This window comes from Bifidobacterium dolichotidis (assembly GCF_003951975.1).
Taxonomy (GTDB): Bacteria; Actinomycetota; Actinomycetes; order Actinomycetales; family Bifidobacteriaceae; genus Bifidobacterium; species Bifidobacterium dolichotidis.
The window spans coordinates 748,321-773,420 of the sequence record NZ_QXGM01000001.1 but is presented as its reverse complement, the minus strand read 5'-3'; the positions used below and the strand labels follow the sequence as shown (position 1 = coordinate 773,420).

The window sequence follows — 25,100 nt, the reverse complement described above, 5'->3', positions numbered from 1 at the left end:
CAGTGCTTGTGCTTGATCAGTCACTATTCCTCCAACACCTCATATATCGCAATATTGTTCAGTCTACCCACGGCCTCAGGGTCTCTTGCTAGTAGCTAATTGCTACCCAAGTTATACCACATGAATCGAACAGATGTTCGAAGCTTGTGGTGCTAATTCTTGTGCTATGCGCGGGTTTATCCCGAAATCCAAAGCATTCGAGCCATAATCGAAATAGAACACGAAGTTAGTACCAGCATTACTGCATGTACAGCAGTATGCATTGCTTTCAAAGGAAATTCGCATGACCCAGCATGAGCCACCTGCTGCACCTCAGCCATCTGATCCACAGAACAATCAACTCGAACAACAGCATCACAACGCAAACAATTCCCAAGTCATCACGTCACAACTCGTCACCGAGAAAGCAGAACACGATCTTGGCATGATCGCCATGTGGGTGTCATTGCTCGTTATGGTCGTATTCGTTGCCCTGATGCAATTCGGCCCTCTTGGCATCTCTCCAACCATTCATATTGATGACTTCTTCACGCCAGAGCCATGGGCAGGTTTAATCTGGATTGTTGCCTTTATTCTGCTTGCCATTTGGATTATGCGTGCAGGTCGCGCTAAGCATCACGGCACCAACAAAGTCAAGAAATCCTATACCATGCTCACCGTCGCCATGGTGGTGCTCGCACTGTGCACGCTTGGTTGGACGCTCTGCTGGCATGCCGGCAATGCGCCATGGGCTGTTATTTTCGTCGTCCTTATGACCGTCCTGACCTGGATGCTCGAACGCATGGCTTATAAGCGCGATCACACGGCATGGGCACAATGGCCATTCCAGCTGCTCGGCGCTTGGCTTGTTGTGCAGACAATTGTCGATTTATTCCGCGCCGTGGTGCACTACCTGATGATGGACGGTCACGTTTCCGACTTCTCCCAAGAAGTATTCACTATTTTGCTCGGCGCGGCACTGATGCTCGCCGCATGCGCACTCAAGACCAAGCATCACAACTGGCTGTTCGGTGCTGTAGCACTATTCAGCCTGCTCGCCGTGGCAATTCATCTGATGAACGTTGCCAAGCTCGTTGCCGTCATCATCGTCATTGAAATGACACTGGCTGCAATCTATATGTATGTGCCATGGAAGCCAATCGCACAAGTTATGGCAACACGTCAGAACAATGCTCAACCTAAGGAGCAGAAGCATTGAGCACTACCCCAGCAACAAAGCAAGCAACGTCAAAGACAACAGTGTCAGCAAAGCACACAACCACAGCAAAGAAAACTACGGTAGCCAAGAAACTAACTACAGCAAAGAAAACTATGGTAGCCAAGAAACCAGCTACAGCAAAGAAAACAACAGCAACCAAAGCACGTAAAACTACACGCAAGCGCTCACGTAAACCAGTTGCTGATGGCGTATGGACGCATGTAGAACATGGCTTCGGACCATGCTGGAACCAATACTCACGCGTACTCTTCCTCGGCACTATGGCAAGCCCAAAGTCACGCGAAGCAGGATTCTTCTATATGCATCCACAAAACCGCTTCTGGCCAGTTATGGAAGCACTGTTCGCCAATCCAGACGATCCCAACGATCGCGTTGGAAAAACACGCGAAACACGACAAGCCTTCGCACTCCACCACGGCTTCGCCCTCTGGGACACCGTCGAAGCATGTGACATTCTTGGCGCCTCCGATGCCAGTATTAAAAACGTTAAGCCCGCAGATCTTGCACCAATGATTGCTGGATCAAACATCGACCATATCTATCCGTCAGGTGCAAAAGCTATGCAGCTCTATGAAAAATACTGCCAGCCAAAACTTGCTGAAGCCGGACTCGAAGTGCCAGTAACCCCTCTGCCAAGCACGAGCCCAGCCTACGCCTCAAAAACGCGAGATCAAATCATCGAAATGTTCCGCGAACGAATCGATCCAGCAGATCTCGCCGCACTGCAGCACGGCATGCCACTCGCAGGACCAGCAGACAACAGCCGTTCGGCGCTCTCGCTATGATAGACGGTCGTTAGAAATACCAGAAGAAGAACAAGGAAGCAAAAGGAACGCAGCAGAATGGCCATTGATGCACAAGGACTCGAAATTCAGATTGGCGCTCGCACACTTCTGCACCCAACGAACTTCCACGTTACCAAAGGTGACAAAATCGGTCTTGTCGGCCGTAACGGTGCCGGCAAAACAACACTGACGCGCGTTATTACAGGAGAAACACTGCCATCAGCAGGCAAAGTGCGCGTCACCGGCAAGCTCGGCTATCTGCCACAGGATACGCATGCTGCAGATCCAGAACAAACGGCCCTCGACCGTATGATGAGTGCTCGCGATATTTCGTCGATTATTACGCGCATTCGCAAGGCCGAAAAGGATATGACGAATCCTGATCCTGACATCATGACGAAGGCAATGAATCGTTATGACAAGGCTATGCAGGACTTCGAAAAGGCAGGCGGTTATGCTGCACAGTCTGAGGCTATTACGATGGCTGCAAGCCTGGGTCTGCCTCAGGAAGTGATGAGCCAGCAGCTCGGTACGCTGTCTGGTGGTCAGCGCCGTCGTATTGAGCTAGCACGCATTCTGTTTTCCGATGCTGACACGTTGATTCTTGATGAGCCTACGAACCACTTGGATGCTGATTCTATTGAGTGGCTGCGCGGCTATTTAAAGAAGTATGAGGGCGGCTTCCTCGTTATCTCCCACTCGGTTGAGCTGCTTGATGAGGTTGTTAATAAGGTGTGGCGCCTCGATGCTCAGCGCGGCATGATCGACATGTATTCGATGGATTACAAGTCGTACTTGAAGCAGGTTGAGGTTGACGAGGAGCGTCGTCGCCGCGAACGTGAAGTCGCTGAGAAGAAGGCTGCTCGCTTGATGCAGCAAGGCATTCGTCTGCACGCAAAGGCAACGAAGGCTGTGGCTGCTAAGAACATGATGCGTCGTGCAGAGAACCTGCTGGCTGAAACGTCGGAAGCACAGCGCAAGGAAAAGGTTGCTGATATCCGCTTCCCTGAGCCAGCTCCATGTGGCAAGACGCCAATTGAGGCCAAGGATATTTCTAAGGAATACGGCGACAACCTTGTGTTCGCTGGCGTCGACTTGGCTATTGATAAGGGCTCTCGAGTTGTTATTCTCGGTTACAACGGTGCCGGTAAGACGACAACGTTGCGTTTGCTGGCTCATCTTGAGCAGCCTGACACCGGTGAGGTCGTTTACGGCCACGGCTGCAAGGTCGGCTATTTCGCTCAGGAGCACGATACGCTTGATCTTGACCGTACTGTTCTCGAGAACTTGCAGTCCGTCGCACCAGAACTTACGGATACGCAGGCTCGTTCTATTCTTGGTTCATTCCTGTTCTCCGGTGATGATGCATTCAAACCTGCGCGTGTGCTGTCCGGTGGTGAAAAGACGCGATTGGCTTTGGCAACGCTCGTGACTTCACGAGCCAATGTGCTGCTGCTCGATGAGCCTACGAACAACCTAGATCCTGCTTCGCGTCATGAGATTTTGAAGGCAATTTCCAAGTATGAAGGCGCTATTGTGCTCGTCACGCACGATGAGGGCGCAGTGAAGGCTCTGAATCCTGAGCGTGTGCTCATTATGCCTGATGGCGATGAGGATCTGTGGAACGATTCGTATCTGTCGCTCGTGGCTGAGGAGTAAGGGCTTCTGCTCTACTCTGCTGCAGAATTTTCAGAATCTGCTGACGTTGCTGAACTGTCAGTATCTGATGAATCTGCTGATTCTGGCGAATCTGGCAGACACGATAATGCGTTGAGTACTCGTGGGTACCCAATATAAGGCACAAGTTGCGAAAGCACGGCAATAATCAATTGGCGTGAATTGCCAATATGAAGATTGCCCGCAACATGTGCCTTTATTTGTTGTTCAGCACTACCAAGGCCAGTTAGCATGCACAATGTAGCCAGTTCTCGCTCACGAGTCGTAAGCACAGCACGTGTGTAATAATCACCAAAGCAGTTAGCCGTCAACCAACGTCGGATATGTGCTGTTTCTTGAGAGCCGTGCTGAGCAGAATGCTGCATGTGCTCGCCGAAAATCTCGACTTGTTTCTCAGCTCCTGCTTGCTCACGGTTCTGACGATCCACAGTTGTTGCCGAGGCAAATGGTTGGGCCACATTCGCTGCATTCAAATACAGATTCATGGCCTTTAAAAATGGTAGAGCTCCAGCAAAGCCAATATATGCAGTTGCCTGGTAAATCAGTTCTTTTATTGCTGGTGACTCTAAGCCACTTCGAGACATAACAGGTAGCAGCATCGTGAATGCATCCAGGCCTTGAGCGCCAAGCAATGCTGCAGCAATAGCAAGCGAACGCAGTCGATCATCGAGTTCAGGATCTGAGGCTGCTGGCTCATTGACGACCTCGTCATAAGCAAAATGGGAGAATACCTCAATATAGTCAGGATCAGTTTGTTCGAGCGTACGGTCATCGTTCCAGAATCGATTCATTTTGCGCTTGAGTTCGTCGAACATAATTGAATCACTCCCCTGCGTTGCAACTGTTCATTCTATTTATACAACACAGGCAGTTTTGTATGGCTCTTGAATTTGGCCCTAGCATGATCCTAAAAACAGGTTAAGCCGTTGTCGTCATAGACTTTATAAGACGACAACGGCTTTCAGGCATTATTAAGCAAGTCCTATCGACTGCGGACACGGACCCACTTACAACCGGAAGTTTTGTGCTTCTTCTCAGGCGGCCTGCTGAATCTGATCGCTATTCTGATCAAACTCATCAACCGAGTGGCTACGCACAGCAGAGTTTTCGTACGTCGTGTAGTAGTACGTCTTCGTGCGCGTCGAATAGCAGCTAGAATAAATTGTATACTCATAGTGACCGGTGGAGACCTCTGCTCCGCCGAGAATGAACGCGGAGTTCTGGAGTGTCTTGAACAGGCGGTTCACATTAGCTGCTTCGCCTTCCTGAGCTGGGTAGTGAGCGTTTGCGTATGCAGCGCGGACGAAGCGGGATGGCGAGGAATAATCGCCAGGAATGCCGAACATCGAGGTGCCGGAACCCCATGGGGTCAGCTCCATCTTGTCCCACTTCACAGTTGCTGGGAACTCTGGCTTGACGTTCATGTAGTTGCGCAGGTTCTCCAGGTGGTATGCGAACGTTGGCTGGTTCGTCATAACGTCGACTGGGTTGTCGTACACGTGCATGCCATCAGCCATGTACTCAACAACGATGGACTGCTTGTTATCGGTGATGAACCAGTGCAGCATGGAAACTGGGAACTGTGGAGCAATCTGCACAGCGACGATTGCAACGTCCTTCAGAGCTTCCTTAACTTCTGCAACGGTCGTGAAGTTACGCGTAATCCACAGAGGGAACTCGTAAGCAGCAACGTTCGTCTTGCCGTCGACTGGGCCCTCTTCGTACTGAGCGTAGCCTGGGAAGTTCAGGCCGCCGCATGCCAGACCGTCTTCGTTCACGCAATCGAAGTACAGTGGCAGGCCTTCGCACGTAATACCCATGCCCAGAATTGCACGCTTCTGATCTGGAGCACCGAAGCGGGTCTTAAACTCATAGTTTGCTGGAGTATACGTAACCTTCTCGCCGTAATCAACGGTCCAATCGAGGTTACGACCGAAGTACAGGTTGCCCTCTGGATCAACAAAGCTCACACCAGTGCACATATTTAGTCTCTTTCCTACTGGGTCCGCAGTCTCATACTCAGGACTGCGTGCCGTGGTTGTTGATTTGATTGTAGGAACGCCATTCTGGAGGTTTCCTGAAAGTTCACCGATAATCTAGAAAGATTATTGAGATACCGTCGCAATATCCTGCTTATTTTGCAATACGATTACTCTCTAACGCGACCATGTAAGCTACAGTGTGTACCACAAATCGTCAAGGCGGAAGGACTAATGCCATGGATATGCAACAGTCGCAAGAGTCACAAGAATCTATTGTTGAAAGCCTTGATGAAGATCATCTCCAAATGCTCGTACAGCATGCTTATGACACTGACACCGTACGTGCTATGGAACAGCCTCTGCTTGAGCAGGGCGAGCCATTAATGCGTCATGCCGCTGCAGCTGTGGCAACAAATGTACTGCAATTACTCGAATCTTTTGATCTTGATGAGCATGCTCGTATTACCGTGCTCGCTGGTGCAGGCGATAACGGTGGTGACGGCTTATTCGCTGGCGCTTTATTAGCTAAGCGTGGTTTCCCCGTAACTGCAATTGCTGTGGGTCGCACGCTGCATGACGATGCCTACCGTACGTTTATTGAATCTGGCGGCCATATTTGGGTATTAGATGCGGCAAACACTATTCCAGGTTGCCCTTCTGAATTCTCCGCTGGTGAGGCTGGCGAACGCTTTGAACAGGCTATGGAATTCGCCAGCAATTCACACATCATTATTGATGCTATGACCGGCATTGGCGCTCAAGGCGCTTTGCGTGGTATTGCTGGTTCAGTAGCCCAGACGCTGGGTGCTCTACTTGATGAGTTGCGTGCACACGATAGCAACGATGACATGCAGCGCCCATATGTTGTTGCCGTTGATACGCCTTCCGGTATTGGCGTTAACGATGGCTCGCTACCTGGTCCATATATTCCTGCTGATATGACGCTGATGTTCGGTGCTATGAAGCCATGCGCAATTCTGCCTCCTGCTTGCAGCGCATGTGGCGAGATTTGGCTTGTCGATTTTGGTTTTGATCTCGAATCACATGATCCTGCAGGCAGTATTGTGGGTATGGATCTGGCTGCAGCTGCAATCCGTCAGGTCATGCCAACCGATGCTAAGTATTCGCGCGGCGTTACTGGTTTAATTACGGGATCTCAGCAGTATCCAGGTGCTGCAGTGTTGTCAACAACCGCAGCCGCACACACGAATATTGGCATGGTGCGGTATATGGGTCCAACGCGTGCACAGGATCTGGTATTACATGCTCTGCCAGAAGCCGTTATTGGCAAGGGCCATGTGCAATCGTGGGTCGTTGGTTCTGGCGTTCCCGTGCGTACTGCTGAAGAAGAAGCAGATTTGCAGCAGCAGTCGATTGAAGCGCTGCTCGCCCACTATGCACTGTCTGAAGACGGTTCGAACGAAGAAGCTTATGCTATGCCTGCCATCGTTGTGGATGCTGGCGCTTTAGATCTGCTGCCTGATCATGTGCCATCCCATGTGGTGCTCACACCTCATATGGGAGAACTGACACGCTTGTTAACGCGTTTGGGCGTTGACGTTGATGAAGATACCGTGCGTAATCAGCCACTGCAGTATGCACGTATGGCTGCCAAAATGACTGGCGCAACGGTGCTGCTCAAGGGTTCGTTGACGATTGTGGTTCAGGGTGGCCAATTCGCCGACGATCAGGTTTTTGTTGCTGGACGTGCTCCGGCACAATTAGCAACTGCTGGGGCCGGCGATGTGCTCGCTGGCATGCTGGGTGCAATTTTGGCGCAGAATGCAGATCTGGTCCAGCCATCAGTGCCATCGGGTGACGAATCTGATCATGATGATGAGGCTCAGGTTGCTCAGGCTATTGCCGAAATCGCAGGTGCTGCAGCGTATCTGCATGGTTTAGCCGCAGCATTGGCATCGAAGGCTAAGCAGCGCGGTTGGCATCGTGCTCATTTGTTCGGAATTGATGATCTTGATGAAGAGCACTTCCCTATTGGCCGTCCAATTGTTGCATCCGATGTTGTGAAGAAGATCGCTGCAGCCATCGGTAAGCTGCAAAACAACTAATCTCGAAAGGTTGAACGATGACCGCTAGTGATTCCGCAATCGTTACTGATTCCGTAACCACCAACGATGCTGTGACATCGGTACAACGCTATGTCACCTATTCAACTGCTGCCACTACGGAGGGTACTGCAGATATTACGAATATTGTGTTCGATTTCTGCGGTGTACTCGTCGATTGGCAATGCCGAGCTGCGCTTGATGGTCGTTATGATCCGCGTCTCGTCAACGATATTTGTTCTGACGAGGATACGTTCGGTTTCTTCCATTTCGAAGATCTTATGGATGGCGGCATGCTGCTCAGTGATGTGCTGCCGCTGATTGCTCAGCAGTATGGTCATGCCATTGCCGATGTATTTAAGGATTACATCAACCGCTACGATGATGCGCTTCCTCGCTCTATGCCAGGCATGCTTGAGTTACTGCAGGATCTGAAGTCCGCCGGCTATCATCTGTTTGGTTTGACGAACTGGTCGAGTGAGACGATCCACGTCATGTACGACAAATATCCAGAAATCATGAATCTGCTTGACGACACTATTGTTTCCGGCATCGAACGTCTGCATAAGCCAGAGCCAGCTATTTATGAGCTTGCTATTACGAGATTCGGTATTGATCCAGCCCGTAGTGTGTTCATTGACGATACGGTCAAGAACGTTGAGGGTGCACGTCGCGTTGGTTTCCAAGCTCTTCATTTTGTGAATTCTGCACAAACGCGCATGGCTCTTCGTACGCTTGGTGTGCACAGCTGAAGCGTAACACCATAACAACAACAAAGGCACCAGTTCGGATCTATGAACTGGTGCCTTATTGGTAACTGGTACGTTATTTATATAACGAAACTGCCGTTAGGCCCCTGCAACTCTGTACAGCACAAGACTCTGTTACACTTCTGCAACTCCATACTGTGCAAGATACTGCTGTGCATCGTGCATAATCGTTTCGGTTACATATGGTGTGCCATCGGCTTTGGTGATTGCTTGCCCTGCTTCGAACAGTTCGCGAACATTCGTAATAGCGAGCACAGGGAATCCAAATTCTGATTGGATTGTTTCAACCGCCGAACTATCACTATTGTTAGTTCGCTCCATACGATCAACGCTTAATACGAGACCAACAATTTCTACGTTGGCTTCGGCTTTGAGTTTAGGAACAACTTCTCGTACTGCAGTTCCTGCTGTCATCACATCATCCACCAGCAGTACGCGCATACCATCTTCTAGTGGTTTTCCTACCATCATGCCGCCATCACCATGGTCTTTACGCTCTTTGCGGTCGAACGTATAGCCAACTTCAAGCCCATGATTTTGGTACAAAGCCATTGCTGTGGTCACGGCTAGCGGAATGCCCTTATAAGCAGGACCGAACACCGTATCAATGTGCGTTGGCAGTTTGCCTTCGGCCATGGCTTGTTCAATGCGATTGGCATAAAACCTACCAAGTTCATAGATACGCGCACCAGTATTGAATGCGCCAGCGTTAATAAAGTAGGGAGAAATTCTTCCTGATTTTAAAGTGAACGAACCAAACTTGAGGGCTCCAGTTTTCAGGAGGAACTCAGTGAAGCGGATGTCTTGTTGCGCCAACGTAACTCTCCTTTACTTAACGCCAGGACTCGCCTTTAGCGAGCTTTGCAGATAACTCAGGACGTTCATCAAGTAACAGTTCAAGCTCACGAGCAACACGTAGCGGAGCGAGCGGATCAAGCAAAGCGGCGCCACCTACTTCAACAGCATTGGCACCTGCATATAAGTATTCGAGAGCTTTCTCACCAGAATCGATACCGCCAATACCAATAATCGGCGTATCAGGCAGCGCCGTACGAACGCGGTACACGCAGGCCAAGCCGACTGGGAATACGGCTGGTCCAGAAAGACCGCCTGTAATATTGGCGATAATTGGCTCGCCCGTGCGAATATTAATGCGCATGCCAAGCAGCGTGTTAATCATGCTCAAGGCATCGGCGCCAGCTTCAACAGCGGCTTTAGCAATAACCGTAATATCGGTGACATTAGGTGTGAGCTTCACGACCATTGGCTTCGTAGTTAGCTTGCGCAGTCGTGTAATAAGGCGGCTTAACGCTTGTGGATCGGTGCCAACAGAAATACCGCCGGCCGTAACATTAGGGCAGCTTACGTTAATTTCGAGCATATCGGCGTCGGAATCTTCGAGCTTAGAGACGACCTCCGCGTATTCGTCATCGCTATGACCTGCCACGTTCGTTACTACTGTGGCATCAATGGCCTTGAGCTTAGGCAACTCATCCTCGAGATAGGCGTCGACGCCAGGATTCTGCAGACCAACAGCATTGACTGTTCCGGCAGGAGCTTCTGCAGTACGCACGCCAGGATTACCTTCCCATGGTTCTGGAGAAACACCTTTGGTGCTGACGGCGCCGAGCTGACTGACATCATAGAAGTTGCGAACTGCAGCATATTGGAATGTGCCCGAGGCTGTGCCAACAGGATTTTTCCAATGCACGCCAGCAACAACTGTGCTATGACGCCATGCGTGTGATGCATAGAGATTGAGATCATCAGTATGTGATGTGGTCTGATCAAGTACTTGCATAGGTCTTTCTGCTTTCTTGTACCTCGTTACTCGTATTCCGATACTCGTATTTCGTTACTGGTATCTCGTTACTCGTTCCAGCCCATATCTTGTGCATTGAACACTGGTCCATCGGAGCACACTTTTTTGCGACCATATTTGGTATCGACCGTGCACACTACACAGGTACCATAGCCGCAGCCCATGCGCTGTTCCATACTGAGTTGGCAAGATAAGTTACGACGCGAAGTCCAAGCTGCTACGGCTTTCATCATGCCGAGCGGACCACATACGAGTATTTTCGGCTGGGCGCTGCGCTGCCCTGCATGCCTCGCTTCAATACGATCGAGCAGTGTAATAACGTTACCTTCTGATTCGTCAATGCTGAATGCAAAATCGGCATAGCGTTTGACATATTCATCAGCAAAATGATCATCACGATAGCCAAACACTGCGGTGCATTGTACATCAGCACGACGGCTCAAATCTTGTGCAGCTTTTATCAACGGTGGTACACCTAAACCACCACCAACAAGAACATAATGGCCACTTTGTTCTAAATTGAATGGACGTCCCAGAGGGCCAAGTACATCCACAGTATCGCCTGGCTGCAATTGAGCAAAGCGTTCAGTGCCAACACCAACGACGGCAAAAATCAGTGAAACTTCTTCCCCATTGACTTCACTAACGCCAAATGGTCGCGGTGCAGTATGCAATGGATCTGGCAGATAGAGATTCACGAATTGCGCAGGCTGAGCATGCTCGGCAATATACGCATCAGCAAAGGTCAGTCGAATAATGCCTTCACTGAGCTCCTTCACTGCAGTTATAACAGCGCTACGTCGTGCTGGCATGAAACCAGCTTCTATTGCTTGGCTGTTAGTTGCACTGAATGTGGTAGTTGGCCTAAACACTGCAGACGGCATACTGCACTGTTCCTTCCTCGGTAATGGTTGTTTGTGGGACGTGAGTTATGGCATAACAGCGCGTAAATCATCGCGCATGGTAATTGCTGCTTGGCGTGCATTTGTGGATACCAGCTCAAGGGCCTGCTGCACACTCATGCCTGCACCATCAGGACTGTGGTCAGCATGTGCTATGGCCTTTTGCCAAGCACCAATAACGCCTCGCGAAGAATTCACAATGGCACCAGAACCATTGCGATCAAACATGCCGCGCACCATTGCGGCGGTTCCACCTTGTGCGCCATAGCCCGGAACAAGGAAGAACGTATGCGGCATACGTTCACGCAATGCTGCTCCTTGTTCAGCATGTGTGGCGCCAACAACTGCGCCAAGCAATGAGTAACCATGCGTACCAATATGGTCAGCTCCCCAATCGCTTACCAGATCGGCTACGCGTTCATACACCTGACTGCCATCAGCAAGCTTCAACCCTTGGATTTGTGAGCTCGAAGGGTTTGATGTACGAACCAGCGCAAACACATCTTTATGTGTTGCTGCAGCTGCTTCAACAAATGGTTCAATACCATCAGAGCCTAAATATGGATTGACTGTAATAGCGTCTTCATGCCATACATCGTCATCAGTTGGTTGGCTAATATGCTGCGCATATGCCATTGCTGTGGAACCAATATCACCGCGTTTAATATCGCCGAGCACATACAAACCCTGATCATGCGCATATTCGCAGGTCATCGTATAGACATCGATTCCTGTTGGGCCAAGTGCTTCGTACATAGCAATTTGTGGCTTCACTGCAGGTACGATATCGGCAATAGCATCAATTATGGCGCAATTAAATTGGTAATATGCCATTGCTCGAGCTGCAGGAGCAACTTCTGCTGGATCGTCAACATTCTCAGCAGCCTCTTGTACAAAGGCTTTGAGCAATGGCTCTGGCACTAACGCATCAGTTGGATCGAGTCCAATAATGCTTGGATTTTGCGTGCGTTGTATTGCTTCTATCAGTTGATCCACTGCAGTCTCCTACTCCGTAATTGCTGATGTCTGAAGTCGGCTCCACACCAGTTGACCATCTACAATGGTGGCCATTGGTTTGCCAGTAACGGTCCAACCATCAAATGGTGTATTGCGTGCTTTTGAGGCAAATTGTTGTGCGTCTATGGTCCACGGTTGTGTGGTGTCAAAAATCGTTAAATCGATTCGTGTTGGTTGCGCAATGGTAGTGATGTCGAGCACACGACGTGCAGAAACAGCATCAGGCGCATGAGCATCGGATTGTGCTGCGCCATGCATAGCAGCATCAATCGTTGAATAAATGGCATATTCTTCGGCTGCTTGTGCTGCTGCTTGATCGGTATGATGCATATTTAAGAGCGATGCAATATCAGTAGATTGATGGCCCATGAGCAGATTTGGATTAATACTCATCAGCTCAATAAGGCGCTGCTCACTAATAATGCCAGTATCAACAAGCTTGGTATGGCAAATGGCGTACGCACATTCAAGCCCAATAATGCCATTTGGTGCTTGAGTAAAGCCTGATTGCTTTTCTTTTAACGTGTGAGGCGCATGATCAGTGGCAATCATGTCAATAGTGCCGTCTGCTATTGCACCAAGCACGGCCTGACGATCATTCACTGATCGTAACGGTGGATTCATTTTGGCCATCGTGCCGTAGTCCAAAATTGATTCATCACATAATGCAATGTAATGCGGTGCCGTTTCGCAAGTAATTGGTAAGCCCTCTGCCTTAGCTTTACGAATAGCATCAAGTGCCACTGCCGTACTGATGTGTTGGAAGTGCACATGCACGCCAGTCCGTCTTGCCTGCTCAATATCTCGATTGACTATATCGAGTTCCGTATGTTCTGGAATGCCGAGTACGCCAAGACGCCGCGCAACTGGACCTTCGTTCACTACGCCTTCTTCATGGTGTTCGCAGTGCTCAATTAAGAAAAGCCCAAGCTGCTGGACCGTGGCACATACAACATCAAGCACACGTGATGGCACTGCCGCACCGTCATCACTTAACGCAATAACAGGATGTTGTTTTGCCTCAGCATCCATGTGCTCTGCTTGTGCTCGTAAGTATGGTGCTATATCTTCAGCATGAACTGATTCGATGCCCGCACGACCAATAGTGGCACTTGCACACAAGTCATAATGCACAGGCAATTGCACATCGTGATGGGAATTGTAGTGCTGTAAATAATCAATAACATTGGCACAACCAGCATCAAGCACTTCGCTTGCACCAAGTTGTCCAGCTAACACTGGACGTCCATCCATTGCTGGTTCAGTGTTAGGCATAATCAACACTTGCGTATATCCACCAGCAGCCGCTGCAAGTGTGCCCGTAATCATATCTTCTTTATAGGTTTGGCCAGGATCACGGAAATGCACATGAGGATCAGCGAGACCTGGTGAAAGCATCAGTCCTGTGCAATCAATGAGATGATCATCGTCGCTATCAAGTACGAGATCAATCACCTCGTCAGTATTCCAAACAGTGAGGTTTGTGAGTGTAAGTGCCATTACACCTGTGCCTCCTCATCGCAGTAGTCGCATCGGTATTCCCCATGGCCTGAATTGCTCAGGTGGAATCGTTGCGTAAGCCCACGTTCACTGGTTGTAACGCATCGCGGATTTACGCATGTAATTATGTTTGTAACATGCGCAGGTTTGTCTGGATGGATTTTCTCAGCAATTGCACCATCACGTACTACATCCACAGTGGCTTGTGGTGCTAAGAGCCCAAGTACATCGAGATCAATATCACTGATGCCTGAGCATCCATTGCAGCAAGTCCCTGCTTGGTGACATTCAATTTTGATCATATCTTTGGTGCCCAGCTTGGTAGAAGGCGCATTCATAATTAATGCAAGTCTGGTATGTGCTGGATCAATTGCCAAGTATTGCAGGACTTTTAATGCAGTTCCTGCTGGAACATGATCGATGATAATGCCATCTTGGATGCTCGTAACTTCCATCAGACCTTATACTCCTTATTTGCCGGCACATATCCAGGTAGTTCATCACCGAGTACGCTGCTCTCTAACGCCATGCGCATGAGCATGCCATTACGGACTTGTTCGAAATACGCCGCTCGAGGATCATCGTCAACCTCAACAGCAATCTCATTGACACGAGGCAACGGATGTAACACTGCCATTGAGGTTTTTGCCTGGGCTAGTTTCTGTTCGTCAAGAATGTATGTGTCGCGCAAACGTAAATAATCATCTTCATTGAAGAAACGTTCCTTTTGCACACGCGTCATATAGAGCACATCAAGATCACCAATAACTTGCGTAAGATCACGCACTTCAACATAGCTGCAGCTTGGCGTGGCTTCGATGCGGTCGAGCACATAGCGCGGCGTAACCAGTTCTTCTGGACTGATTAAAACAAAATGAACGTTGCCGAACCGGCACAACGTTTCTATAAGCGAATGCACAGTGCGGCCGAACGTAAGATCGCCACACAAGCCAATCGTGAGTTGATCTAAGCGGCCGAACCGGGACTGAATAGTTGCCAAATCAGCAAGCGTTTGCGTTGGATGCATATGGCCGCCGTCACCAGCGTTAATTACTGGCACGCCATACGAAGCTGCAGCTTCTTTTGCGATTAACGCTGCACCTTCTTTAGGATGACGCAGCGCAATAATATCGGCATAATTAGCCGTCGTTTTAATCGTGTCAGCAATCGACTCACCTTTAGAAACTGATGCGAGCTGAGCTCCAGCAAAGCCGATTGTTTTACCGCCGAGGCGCAGCATGGCCGTTTCGAAGCTCAGACGGGTGCGCGTACTTGGCTCATAAAATAAAGCGGCGAGCACTCTACCATCGCAGGTGTGCGCCACTTGACGTTGATGTGTTGCAATATATGCAGCTTTATCTAATAATTCTCGAATCTCAGTAACGGTTAAATCGTCGAGCGATACCACGCTTCTCCCGACCATGGATTGTGGCTCGGATTCGCTGTGCTTGAACAACTGCTCACCTTCCGATAAGTCTTAGTTCGAGGTGGTCTGTTGGACCTTGATCACCATAGCAAAGACCCCCATGCTCCATACGGGTTATGTCCGCATGATGTACGGGGGTCATCAAATTATTAGCTCATCGAAGCGATTTATGATCTACATTTTACATAAGCCTCAGCGGCATTCTGCAGTGCCAATTGGTGTGCTGAATATTCGTGATTTGGCGCTGATGTTTGAGGTTGTTGACGTTCTTGCTCCTGTGCCCTCTGCTGCACAGACTGCTCTCCAGGATTGAAGATGGGTGCCGTTCGCAAAGACTGCTCAATCTTTTCCAAACGCTTGGTGTGACTCAAAATACAGAACGAATTCACAATCAAGACGGATGAAACAAGGATTGGCAAAATATAACCGCTTGTTGCTGCAAAAAATGAGCCCACAGTCTTCTCCTTACAGGCTTTCTCTTCTGAAACTTCTTTATCTATGGTGGGTTTGATACAAAGCATTCAATGGAGTTGCTGAATTATGAGGCGAACGCTTTGCATGCCGTAGTTGTCCATCAAGCGATTCGGTATGAACGCACAATAAGGTCAGCGCTATGACCATAGTCAAAGGGCATATCACTTCGGCTAAAACTGTCAGTATGGGCATCATCATCCCTGCCTTAATAGACGATCACGTCCGTCACCTGCACGGTCATTGTCTGTACCGTCAAGTGGTCGATTACCTGAATGGTATTTTGCGTACTACTGTCATTGGCAGGAAATCTGGTATCGAAATCTCTGCCATGACTACCCTCAGTATAAAGAACGGTATACGGGTAGCCATAGCTTGCCCATAATAATGAGACACTTCAGCGTGAATTCACTTGGAATTCACACAATAATACTGCTGGATAGACTCAGTTCATGAACGAATCTCAGTGGCCGTGCTTTCGCGTTCATAGAACAAGCGTTCTGCCACGTCGCGCGCACGACGCATAACAGCCAAAATATCGTTTTCGAATTTTTGGCCTTCATTCGCTTCATACCCTAGGTACACAGCAATGCCACCCAGAGAATAGAGATCATCAGGCAAAATATCAGCCTGTGCTACTCGCCCACTCCACAGATAATTACCGTTGCGTGCTGCAGTGCACATTTGCCATGCCTGGCGGAGTGCTTGTGCATCAAACGCGTTAATAAAGTGCAAGGACTCCAGTGTATTTAATGCCTGCATAGTGGATTGTGTACGAAGCTCTGCAATGTCACCGGCATGTTGCAATTGCAGTAATTGCACCGTCCATTCCACATCAGACAAGCCACCTTTACCAAGCTTAAAATGACGGTCGCGGTGCACGCCGCGTGGTAAGCGTTCGGCCTCCATACGTGCTTTAAGCTTACGAATTTCAGCAAGCTCTGCTTCTGTTAATGGCGTTGTTGAGTAGCGCAGAGGGTTAACAATATTCGTTAAGAACCGCTGTGCCAACTGCTCGTCTCCTGCAGCGAATCGTGCACGCAGCAATGCCTGATGTTCCCATGTACTTGCCCAGGAACGATAGTATTCTTCACAGCTTGCATAGGATCGTACGAGTGGACCATTTTTACCTTCAGGCCTGAGATCCATATCAAGCTCAATTTTCGGTTCCAGTGTTTGTGGACCCTGCACAATCTGACGCAACTTCTCCTGCACTTTACGTGCATAGAGATTAGCCACTGCCTCATCAGCACCTTCAACTGGCTCGTAGATAACAATGACATCAGCGTCAGAGCTGAAGTTCACTTCTCGCCCACCGTAACGGCCCATAGCAATTATGCTGAGCACAGCAGGTGCCGTGGTCAGTTCTTGTTCTTCAAGGCATGCAGCATTAGCCCATTGCAAAGCAGCAGACAGAATAGCGTCATAAACATCGGTCATACCCGTTAACGAGTCTTCAAGCGAAACAACATTGTTGAGCCAGCCTAAGCCAATACGCTCTATTTCATGCCTGCGCATGGCACGCAAACCTGTTGATGCTTCACGCATAGCACCTTCATAGCGGCGAATAATTGCATTGCACTGTACGTCAAGGCGTTCGCGTGAACGTGGAGCCAACTGCTCATCCATACCAAGCCAAGTAATGGATTCGAGCGACTTATTTAACGCATCGCCTAAGAAGCGCGAATTAGAAAGCACATGGCATAAACGCTTCGAAGCCGACGGGCTATCGCGCAAGAAACCTAAATACTCATGCTCGCTACCAAAATGTTCTTCAAGTTTGCGCCAGTTCAGCAAACCCATATCTGGGTTTTGACCATTACCAAGCCAATACAACACTGCAGGCAACAAAATGCGATTAATTTTTGCAGCACGACTAATACCTTCGGTTAAGGCTTGCACATGACGCATTGCCGCCTGACCATCAGCAAAGCCAACAGCTGCATAGCGTTCCAGCGTTGCCTCAGTCGACAAGCGGAAATCATCGCCATCAATCGAAGCACTAATAGGCAGCATAGGACGGTAGTAAATATCCATATGGAGGCGTCGAATTTCTTGACGCGTGGTATCAAACCGTTCTACGAGCTGTTCAGCACGAACATGCAACGATCGTGCCAACCGTACTAGCTCGGTATTTTGGTTGAGCTGCTCAATCGAAATATTACGGCGCTTTTCCAAACCGCCCGTTGATCCCTCACCTAGGTCTGGGAACAAATGGGTGCGCTTAAGCATCCACATTTGCTGACGATGCTCCAGCACGCGTTCAAACCGATAATCCTGGCTTAAACGCCTTGCCTGCTCACGCGAAACATAGCCACCTTCAGCCAAAGCATGCAACGATTCCAACGTATTGCTCGTGCGCAGTGATTCATCGGTACGGCCATGCACCAGTTGCAGCATCTGCACCGTGAACTCCACATCACGAAGACCGCCCTTACCCAGTTTAATTTCGCGGTCTTTTAAAGCAGGAGCAATTAAGTCTTCTACGCGTTCGCGCATATGCTGGCAATCGTTGACGAAGTTATCGCGCTTTGCAGCAGACCATACGAATGGCCGAGTCATATCCATATACTGCTGACCGAGCTCAACATCGCCGGCCACAGGACGAGCCTTCAACAATGCCTGGAATTCCCAGTTTTCAGCCCACTGTTCGTAGTATGCCTTGGTTGATTCAATGCCACGTACGAGTACGCCGTCTTTGCCCTCAGGACGCAGGGCACCGTCTATCTGCCACAGCATAGGCTCAGTAACACCAGCAACAACTGACTGGCATACGCGTTGCAACGCTGTAGCCATTTTGGTGCCAAGTCGCGTCAGTTGCAAAGCAGACAGCGGCTCTTCATCTTCAACGTCACGAGGCTCAACAATATAAATCAGATCAACATCAGAGACATAGTTGAGTTCGCGTGCACCAAGCTTGCCCATACCAATAACAGCAAAACGAATACGTTCACTCTGCATAACCTGACTTCGTGCAATAGCCAAAGCAGCTTCCAAGGCTGCGTCTGCAGCGTCAGAGAGCTCACGACTAATGGTTGGTTGCAGTGTTATTGGATCAGTTGCGGTAACATCTTGCGCCATAATGGCAGCCAAGTGTTCGCGATATTCTGCACGCAATGCGGTAGTAGCTTCAGCTAAACTCAGCGTGCTCACTGGCACACCAAACTGATTTGACTCAGCGTGCACCGCTTGTAATAAGCAGGCTTTGCGATCAGCAACTCGCATCGTTGCGAGTCCACGTGGATCATAGGCTGCAGCTTCAAGCAAAGCCGGACGCGTACGCATAAGCTTGCCGAGTGCATCAGAAGCACCCAGCACACGCACTAATGTTTGGAAATGATCAAGTGATCCAAGTTCTTGGCACAGCTTATGCCCGGAAGCTCGCAAGCCCTCATCAATATCAACAAGCGATTGCAAAGCAGTATCTGGCGAATCAGCAACTGAAAGCGCTTGTAGCGTCGTCTCCAGTTGCTCATCGGTATATCCAGCCTGACGCAAGCGCTCAAACTGTGCTTTCGCAGTATCAGTTGTTCTGAATCCTGCATGAATTAACGCAAGCGTAGTAATTACTGGATCTTGTATTGCCATATCACCAGTAGTACACCCATTAGCCCGTTAAATCATAATTGTTCTAAACTTCAGAGCTTAGAAATCCTTTGGACCAAGCACGGCCAGCAGCTGTGCCTGATGAATATCCCACGCATTAAATGGCACATTAGCACCGAAAATAACGCATGTTGCCGTTGACAATCCCAAGTTTAGTAACCCTAGCAGATGCGGGTCAGACGAAGGGTTTGCCAACCACTGGCAAGCCATAGACACGGTTGGTTCATGGCTAATAACCATGAGCTCGTGACGCTTGGTTTTACAACCCTGCAGTTGATCAAAAATAGCTTGCATACCTTCGCCATACAGGCTCTTATGCCAATTCACTTTTGGCTTATCACCAAAGGTTTTGAGCATACGCTCGCACGTTTGGCGGGCACGTACTGCACTCGAACAATCAATCTGGTCTGGCACCAAATCCATGGCGCGCAGTCCCTTAGCCACAGCCTTGGCTTGCTTCAGGCCCTTTTCGGTAAGCACACGCTCAAAATCACCTTCAGCATGGAATGGCTCAGTTTTGGCGTGACGCATAATAACGAGCACATAGTCGTAAGCTTTTATGCTTTTTTCAATCTTCTTCAGATTCATTTGGCACTCTCCTGCTCGTCGGGATGCTCTTCTGATTCGATATTACGCATTTGCGATTGCAAGTCGCGCAATACTCTCGAGAGTTTACGGTCAGAGATATCTCGCAGTTCGAGGCTTTCCCAACGTTCGGTCAGTTCCTCTGCGCTCAGCGAGTCAACATCGGTCTGCGTATCCTTGGTTGCGCGATCTCGCTTATGCAGCGCCTCAAATCCCGGAGCCATTGCGCGGCTCGTCACTAAGAAGCCCGTGTGTCCGATCATCTGGTGATCCGGACGAATAGCCAGTCCCTGCGCCTTCCAGTTGCGCTCCAACGTTTCGTTGATTTGTGGTTCTGTCCATTGATTTGATTCCCGCAAAGCTTCGGCAAGGCGAGAAATCTGCGTTGTTGTGGTTACGTACGCGCATAGCACGCCACCAGGCGCCATAACGCGCCATGCTTGCTCAAGCCTGTTCCAAGGATCAAGCATATCGAGCACAATACGATCGTAATAATGCTCAGGCAATGTGGCTGCGACAGAATCAAAATCACCAGTCAACAAATTCCACCATGATGGTTCATAGCCGAAATACAGCGAAGCATTAGCCCATGCTACACGTGCGAATTCAGGGCGAAGCTCAATTGTAGTCAGCGAACCATGCTCGCCAACAGCATCGAGCAGATTAATGCTCATAGCACCCGAACCTGCACCAGATTCCAGCACACGCATATCAGTGCGAATATCACCCAGCTGAATCACCTGAGCAATATCCTTTGGATACATAATCTGTGCGCCACGAGGCATAGAAAGCACATAATCGGCTAAACGTGGACGCATAACAGCAAATTGCCAGCCGCCAATCGCGCGGGCAGCCTTCCATGGCTTATTGGCATCGCGTTCAGGATGATCCTTATTAATCTGATCCTCACGCTTAGCATTCACTGTCGTAACAATGGAGCCCTCAGTCATACCAATAACATCATCGTGCAAAATAATGCCATGTGGCGTTTGCGTAACACCACCAGCAACAAGCTGATCAGTAATCTTATTGGACCTACGGTCCGTGAATTGCACTTTCTCCCCTGCAGTTAAGGGTCCGCGATGCATGATGCTCCTTGTAGTAACAGTCACTTTACAAGTCACAGCCTAGCCTATAGCCGTGCCATCATAACGAAACAGTGATAACCACTATTATCTATTTGTGATAGATATGTGAAAAATATTTTTCAGTTATCACAAATCGGACACATCAGCGTAACTGCACATTTTCTTTGTTTACGTATTCTACAAATTGCGATGCAAACAAACTTGAGTGCATACGCAATTATTTTACAAAATCCATAAAACTCAATGATGAAGTTTACGCGTGAATTAATTATCTGAAAAGCGAGGCAGAACAATGCGAAATTATAATATGGCAATCAGCGCATGCATAGCTGCATTAGCACTCATTATTGGATGTGGCGCAGAAACAGCTTTCGCAGAAACAAACCTCTATTCTGAAGACACATCTGATATTGAACAAGAAAACACTACATACGACGCGGCAATTGCGCAGCCATCAGATGGCGTAATCACAGCTATAGATAATACTTCAAATTCGAACTTCAAAAACGGTGGTTGCACACACGATATGCCTAATGGCACCGCTACTAAAACCTACGAATGGAAAAATGGAGATACCGTATACACAATAAGACTTGCAGCAGGTGACTATTATCGTCACATTGGCGGCGACAACATGAACTTTTATCCACTGGATGGAAGCATGACATATAAAAGTGGACCAAAATTCAAGTCCACAAGTGCTTCAACATATGTTACCTATAAAGCTTGGGGTATTGGCCATATGAGGCATGGGTATAGTTCCACTGCCCATGAATACTTTATGTCTGATCTTGACCCCAATTATGGTAGATGGAACACTACACCATTTTGGGATACTGATCACACGAGTCCAACGTATGGTATCGGTGTAACAGATCCTTCGACGGTGCTTTGGCCAGATAAGTACAACTATATGGGCGAAGTGGCAGTTCTTGCATGGCCTCATGATTATGTCAACCATCTGGTTATCGATAGCGTACTTGATTCTGGGCAAAAGGTTCATGGGGATTTTACAATTAATATGCCATAGCGTTCAATGTTATGTACAGCTTAATACTGTAATTTAATAGGTGGTACTTAAGAGCTACTTCTCGTAGTATTACATTATTCCAAGTATGGTCTTGTGCAAATAATAAATGTATTGCACAAGACCTTAATACTGTTCGAATTATACTTATATGTGCGTCCTACAAGCGGTAATATATTTCTAATTATTTCAGTTAAGCAACTTGAAAACGCTAGCAGGAGTATGCTCTATATCGTCCATCGTGACGCTCAACCTTAAGTGGCATATTAAACACATGTGAAAGTCTGTCGGAAGTTAATCCTTGTTCAATAGGACCTGCGTACAGTACGGTGCCCGCGGGAGGATTATCGCTGGAATTTGACGTTTCTTGACGTCCTAGAATAGCGATGTGATTGAAGCCAGGCGGGATCTCTTCAAGACGATGCGTCACCAGAACAATAGCGCGAGTATCGGGCGTTTGAGCCAGCTGACTGAGCGCCCGAATTGTTGTTTCTCGACCACCCAAATCAAGACCAGTTGTCGGCTCATCAAGAATTAATACATCAGGATTAGCCATAAGTGCACGGCAAATCAGTACACGCGTACGTTCCCCTTCTGAAAGCCGTGCCATGGACTTGCCCTCTAAGTACCCAATACCGAACTGCTGCATAAGCGCGCGAGCTTGTGCATATTGTTCGTCAGCATAGGTATCTTTCCAGCGACCAACTGTGGCCGTTAAGGCGGTTACCACAGCATCTAGAGGGTCTTCACAGTCAGGAAATGTGCGCAGCAACTCTGCTGACGCAAGCCCAATACGATGACGATACGAAAACACATTGGACTTACCAAGCTGGTTACCAAGGATCTCGACAGTTCCCGACGAAGGAAAGGTACGCGTTGCCATCATCGAAACGATGGTGGATTTGCCAATACCATTAGGACCAAACAGTACCCACCGCTCCCCTTGCGGAATCGCTAAGTTCACGTCGCTGACAATAACGCGGCCCTGGCGGCGGAACTCGACATCAGATAGACGAACTGCCATGGCAGTCTGTTCTCGTGAATCCTTGGATTGAGGCGAATTCATAACAGCGACCATGGCAGCTCCTCAAGTTAGTGCAATGCGCTTTACCGATCAGACGGCGGTACCGTACTGGTCCAGATTTGGATTGTTCTTCGGGTTTCCAGCCGTAAAGAACAGGCTGATCACGCCAAGTGCAAAGACACCAGCCACAATCAAAATGGCCCAGTCTGGGTGCGATGGCAGCCACATCACGACGAAGAATGCGATGGCCGACAGCACAATAACAATCCAGCTGATGACTCGCGCCCAATTACGTGCCGAATGAGGGGCATGCACTGCTGGCGGGTTGTAATCGTTTGGATCGGTATCGAGCACACTATCTTGAGCTTCAATAACGCTCGATGTTGGCTTCCATGGGCCCTTCTTACCCTCAGCCAAACGCTGCGAGCGTTGCTGCAGCTGCTGCTCATCAATCATGCCTTTACGGCCGCGACCATTGGTCGAATCATACTGCGGAGGAACTCCGCCATTACCTTTAGCCCTCGCGCGACGTTCTGCACGGTTTGCCATATCGATGCTCCTTTATACGAAATGCGGCTATCCACAATCGCGGATAACCGCATGTGCTGGGACACCAGTGTAGCGAACGTTTGCAATTCAGCAACGGGGTAACATCAAAGGTTTCGTAGAAGCTTGGATCGGAGCAGGCAATTCTGTTTTGCCCATCAGATAAGCATCGACTGCAGCAGCGCATGAACGACCCTCTGCAATAGCCCAAACGACAAGGCTTTGGCCGCGTCCTGCATCGCCGCATGAGAACACACCATCTTGGTTTGTAGCAAATTGGTCGTTACGAGCCACGTTGCCACGAGCATCAAGTTCTACAGGAAGCTGTTCCATAAGCGAACTTGTATCAGGATGTAAGAAGCCTACAGAGATCAGTACCAGATCAGCAGGAATAATACGTTCGGTTCCTGGCTGCCTCGTAAATGGACCATCAGCACCAGGAGCAACCGAAACGATTTTCAGACCTGTTACCTGACCTGATTCGTTAGCAATAAAGCCTTCTGCGGTTGCCGATTCCAAGTACTCGACCGAATCGGTGTTGTATATGTATTCGCCGCCTTCTTCCATAGAGCTCGTCTTCTGGTAGAGACGTGCAAACGTTGGCCATGGCTGATTATCTGGGCGAACCAGAGGTTCTTGAGGCATAATCTGCAACACCGTCACATCCTTGGCCCCTTGACGAATAGCCGTGCCCAAGCAGTCAGAACCCGTATCGCCACCACCAATAATGACCACATGCTTATTGTGCGCAGTGATGTTATGCACTGGATCAACGCCATAGAGACGACGAGTCGCATCAGGCAAGAACTCCATAGCAAAATGAATGCCATCAAGGTCGCGCCCTGGAAGATTCATATCGCGAGGCACTGTGGATCCGATTGCAACAACCACAGCATCATACCGATCGCGTAGCTCGTCCCAAGAAATATCTTTTCCGATTTCTGTATTCGTGCGGAAGCGCGTACCTTCGGCTTCCATTTGTGCAATACGACGGTCAATAATATGTTTATCGAGCTTGAAGTTTGGAATGCCATAACGCATAAGACCGCCAATAGCATCATCACGCTCATACACCACAACTGTATGTCCTGCTCGCGTAAGCTGCTGAGCGCAAGCAAGACCAGATGGACCGGAGCCAACAACAGCTACGGTCTGATCGGTATTACGCTGTGGTTTTAACGGCTGCACAATATCCAGATCCCAAGCCTGATCAATAATCGTGCATTCATCATTACGAATCATTGTGGTTGGCTGATGAATGCCAAGCACACATGCTGATTCGCACAATGCAGGGCAAATACGACCAGTAACTTCTGGGAAGTTATTCGTGATAGACAAGCGGTTATAGGCATCTTGCCATTGGCCTTGGCGTACAAGATCATTCCATTCTGGAATCAAGTTCCCGAGTGGACAACCTTGCATGCAGAATGGTGTGCCACAATCCATACAACGGGCTGCTTGTTCCTGTGTCCAAGGTTGCAAACCAGTTTCTGCATGCACATCAAGCCAGTCTTGAATACGCTCTTGGACTGGACGCTCGGCAAGTTCGTGGCGTGAACGAACTTTCAGGAATCCTCTTGGATCACCCAT

The 25,100-nt window shown here is 49.0% G+C and carries 22 protein-coding genes; 6 read left to right on the top strand and 16 right to left on the bottom strand.

Going from position 1 to position 25,100, the window contains the following annotated elements:
- Positions 1-283 precede the first annotated feature (283 nt).
- The 3 genes from D2E26_RS02930 (at position 284) to D2E26_RS02920 (ending at position 3,663) form a co-directional block, all read left to right on the top strand.
- The gene (locus D2E26_RS02930; RefSeq protein WP_125963172.1) at positions 284-1,198 is read left to right on the top strand and encodes a hypothetical protein; all 915 of its coding nucleotides are present in this window, start codon (positions 284-286) and stop codon (positions 1,196-1,198) included.
- 281 nt (positions 1,199-1,479) lie between these two features.
- Positions 1,480-2,004, top strand: a complete 525-nt coding sequence (locus tag D2E26_RS02925) for a uracil-DNA glycosylase family protein (protein WP_241218861.1) — start codon at positions 1,480-1,482, stop codon at positions 2,002-2,004.
- Between the two features lie 57 nt (positions 2,005-2,061).
- On the top strand, positions 2,062-3,663 hold the full coding sequence (locus D2E26_RS02920) for an ABC-F family ATP-binding cassette domain-containing protein (protein ID WP_125963171.1): 1,602 nt from the start codon (positions 2,062-2,064) through the stop codon (positions 3,661-3,663).
- Between the two features lie 11 nt (positions 3,664-3,674).
- Here the strand turns inward: D2E26_RS02920 and D2E26_RS02915 are convergent, their stop codons facing one another.
- Positions 3,675-4,496, bottom strand: coding sequence for a carboxymuconolactone decarboxylase family protein (locus D2E26_RS02915; RefSeq protein ID WP_125963170.1), 822 nt, complete (start codon positions 4,494-4,496; stop codon positions 3,675-3,677).
- A 219-nt stretch (positions 4,497-4,715) separates the two neighbouring features.
- The gene (gene bsh, locus D2E26_RS02910; RefSeq protein WP_125963169.1) at positions 4,716-5,663 is read right to left on the bottom strand and encodes a choloylglycine hydrolase; all 948 of its coding nucleotides are present in this window, start codon (positions 5,661-5,663) and stop codon (positions 4,716-4,718) included.
- A 242-nt stretch (positions 5,664-5,905) separates the two neighbouring features.
- Between bsh and D2E26_RS02905 the strand changes: the two genes are divergently transcribed.
- Positions 5,906-7,729: a bifunctional ADP-dependent NAD(P)H-hydrate dehydratase/NAD(P)H-hydrate epimerase gene (locus D2E26_RS02905; protein WP_125963399.1), complete on the top strand. Its 1,824-nt coding sequence runs from the start codon at positions 5,906-5,908 to the stop codon at positions 7,727-7,729.
- A gap of 17 nt (positions 7,730-7,746) precedes the next feature.
- A complete protein-coding gene (locus D2E26_RS02900; protein WP_125963168.1) occupies positions 7,747-8,478 on the top strand; it encodes an HAD family hydrolase in 732 nt (243 codons plus the stop codon).
- 132 nt (positions 8,479-8,610) lie between these two features.
- Here D2E26_RS02900 and pyrE read toward each other — a convergent pair whose 3' ends face one another.
- The 11 genes from pyrE to D2E26_RS02845 all read right to left on the bottom strand — a co-directional run bounded on the left by pyrE (position 8,611) and on the right by D2E26_RS02845 (position 20,913).
- Positions 8,611-9,312 carry an orotate phosphoribosyltransferase gene (pyrE, locus tag D2E26_RS02895; protein WP_125963167.1) on the bottom strand — a complete coding sequence of 234 codons (702 nt, stop codon included), beginning with the start codon at positions 9,310-9,312 and terminating at the stop codon, positions 8,611-8,613.
- Between the two features lie 16 nt (positions 9,313-9,328).
- Positions 9,329-10,297: a dihydroorotate dehydrogenase gene (locus tag D2E26_RS02890; RefSeq protein ID WP_125963166.1), complete on the bottom strand. Its 969-nt coding sequence runs from the start codon at positions 10,295-10,297 to the stop codon at positions 9,329-9,331.
- A 68-nt stretch (positions 10,298-10,365) separates the two neighbouring features.
- Entirely contained in the window at positions 10,366-11,202 is an 837-nt protein-coding gene (locus tag D2E26_RS02885; RefSeq protein ID WP_125963165.1) for a dihydroorotate dehydrogenase electron transfer subunit, read from the bottom strand.
- Positions 11,203-11,247: 45 nt separating this feature from the next.
- A complete protein-coding gene (pyrF, locus tag D2E26_RS02880) occupies positions 11,248-12,216 on the bottom strand; it encodes an orotidine-5'-phosphate decarboxylase (RefSeq protein ID WP_125963164.1) in 969 nt (322 codons plus the stop codon).
- A 9-nt stretch (positions 12,217-12,225) separates the two neighbouring features.
- Entirely contained in the window at positions 12,226-13,737 is a 1,512-nt protein-coding gene (locus tag D2E26_RS02875) for a dihydroorotase (protein WP_125963163.1), read from the bottom strand.
- A complete protein-coding gene (locus D2E26_RS02870) occupies positions 13,737-14,192 on the bottom strand; it encodes an aspartate carbamoyltransferase regulatory subunit (protein ID WP_125963162.1) in 456 nt (151 codons plus the stop codon). The genes D2E26_RS02875 and D2E26_RS02870 overlap by 1 nt, the downstream gene beginning before the upstream one ends.
- Positions 14,192-15,160 carry an aspartate carbamoyltransferase gene (gene pyrB / locus D2E26_RS02865; RefSeq protein WP_125963398.1) on the bottom strand — a complete coding sequence of 323 codons (969 nt, stop codon included), beginning with the start codon at positions 15,158-15,160 and terminating at the stop codon, positions 14,192-14,194. Before pyrB ends, D2E26_RS02870 begins: the two co-directional genes overlap by 1 nt.
- 170 nt (positions 15,161-15,330) lie before the next feature.
- Positions 15,331-15,618: a hypothetical protein gene (locus tag D2E26_RS02860; protein ID WP_164515836.1), complete on the bottom strand. Its 288-nt coding sequence runs from the start codon at positions 15,616-15,618 to the stop codon at positions 15,331-15,333.
- 466 nt (positions 15,619-16,084) lie between these two features.
- A complete protein-coding gene (locus D2E26_RS02855) occupies positions 16,085-19,222 on the bottom strand; it encodes a bifunctional [glutamine synthetase] adenylyltransferase/[glutamine synthetase]-adenylyl-L-tyrosine phosphorylase (protein WP_125963160.1) in 3,138 nt (1,045 codons plus the stop codon).
- A gap of 57 nt (positions 19,223-19,279) precedes the next feature.
- A complete protein-coding gene (locus D2E26_RS02850) occupies positions 19,280-19,828 on the bottom strand; it encodes a SixA phosphatase family protein (protein WP_125963159.1) in 549 nt (182 codons plus the stop codon).
- Positions 19,825-20,913, bottom strand: coding sequence for a tRNA (adenine-N1)-methyltransferase (locus D2E26_RS02845; RefSeq protein ID WP_125963158.1), 1,089 nt, complete (start codon positions 20,911-20,913; stop codon positions 19,825-19,827). The genes D2E26_RS02850 and D2E26_RS02845 overlap by 4 nt, the downstream gene beginning before the upstream one ends.
- Before the next feature lie 307 nt (positions 20,914-21,220).
- Here D2E26_RS02845 and D2E26_RS02840 point away from each other — a divergent pair, with 307 nt between their 5' ends.
- The gene (locus D2E26_RS02840) at positions 21,221-21,943 is read left to right on the top strand and encodes a phosphatidylserine decarboxylase (RefSeq protein ID WP_125963157.1); all 723 of its coding nucleotides are present in this window, start codon (positions 21,221-21,223) and stop codon (positions 21,941-21,943) included.
- 208 nt (positions 21,944-22,151) lie between these two features.
- Here D2E26_RS02840 and D2E26_RS02835 read toward each other — a convergent pair whose 3' ends face one another.
- From D2E26_RS02835 to D2E26_RS02825, 3 genes are all read right to left on the bottom strand, one after another.
- Positions 22,152-23,018 (bottom strand): ABC transporter ATP-binding protein, encoded by an 867-nt coding sequence (locus tag D2E26_RS02835; protein WP_125963156.1) that lies wholly within the window; start codon positions 23,016-23,018, stop codon positions 22,152-22,154.
- A 36-nt stretch (positions 23,019-23,054) separates the two neighbouring features.
- Entirely contained in the window at positions 23,055-23,513 is a 459-nt protein-coding gene (locus D2E26_RS02830) for a tripartite tricarboxylate transporter TctB family protein (protein WP_125963155.1), read from the bottom strand.
- Between the two features lie 87 nt (positions 23,514-23,600).
- Positions 23,601-25,100, bottom strand: coding sequence for a glutamate synthase subunit beta (locus tag D2E26_RS02825; RefSeq protein WP_125963154.1), 1,500 nt, complete (start codon positions 25,098-25,100; stop codon positions 23,601-23,603).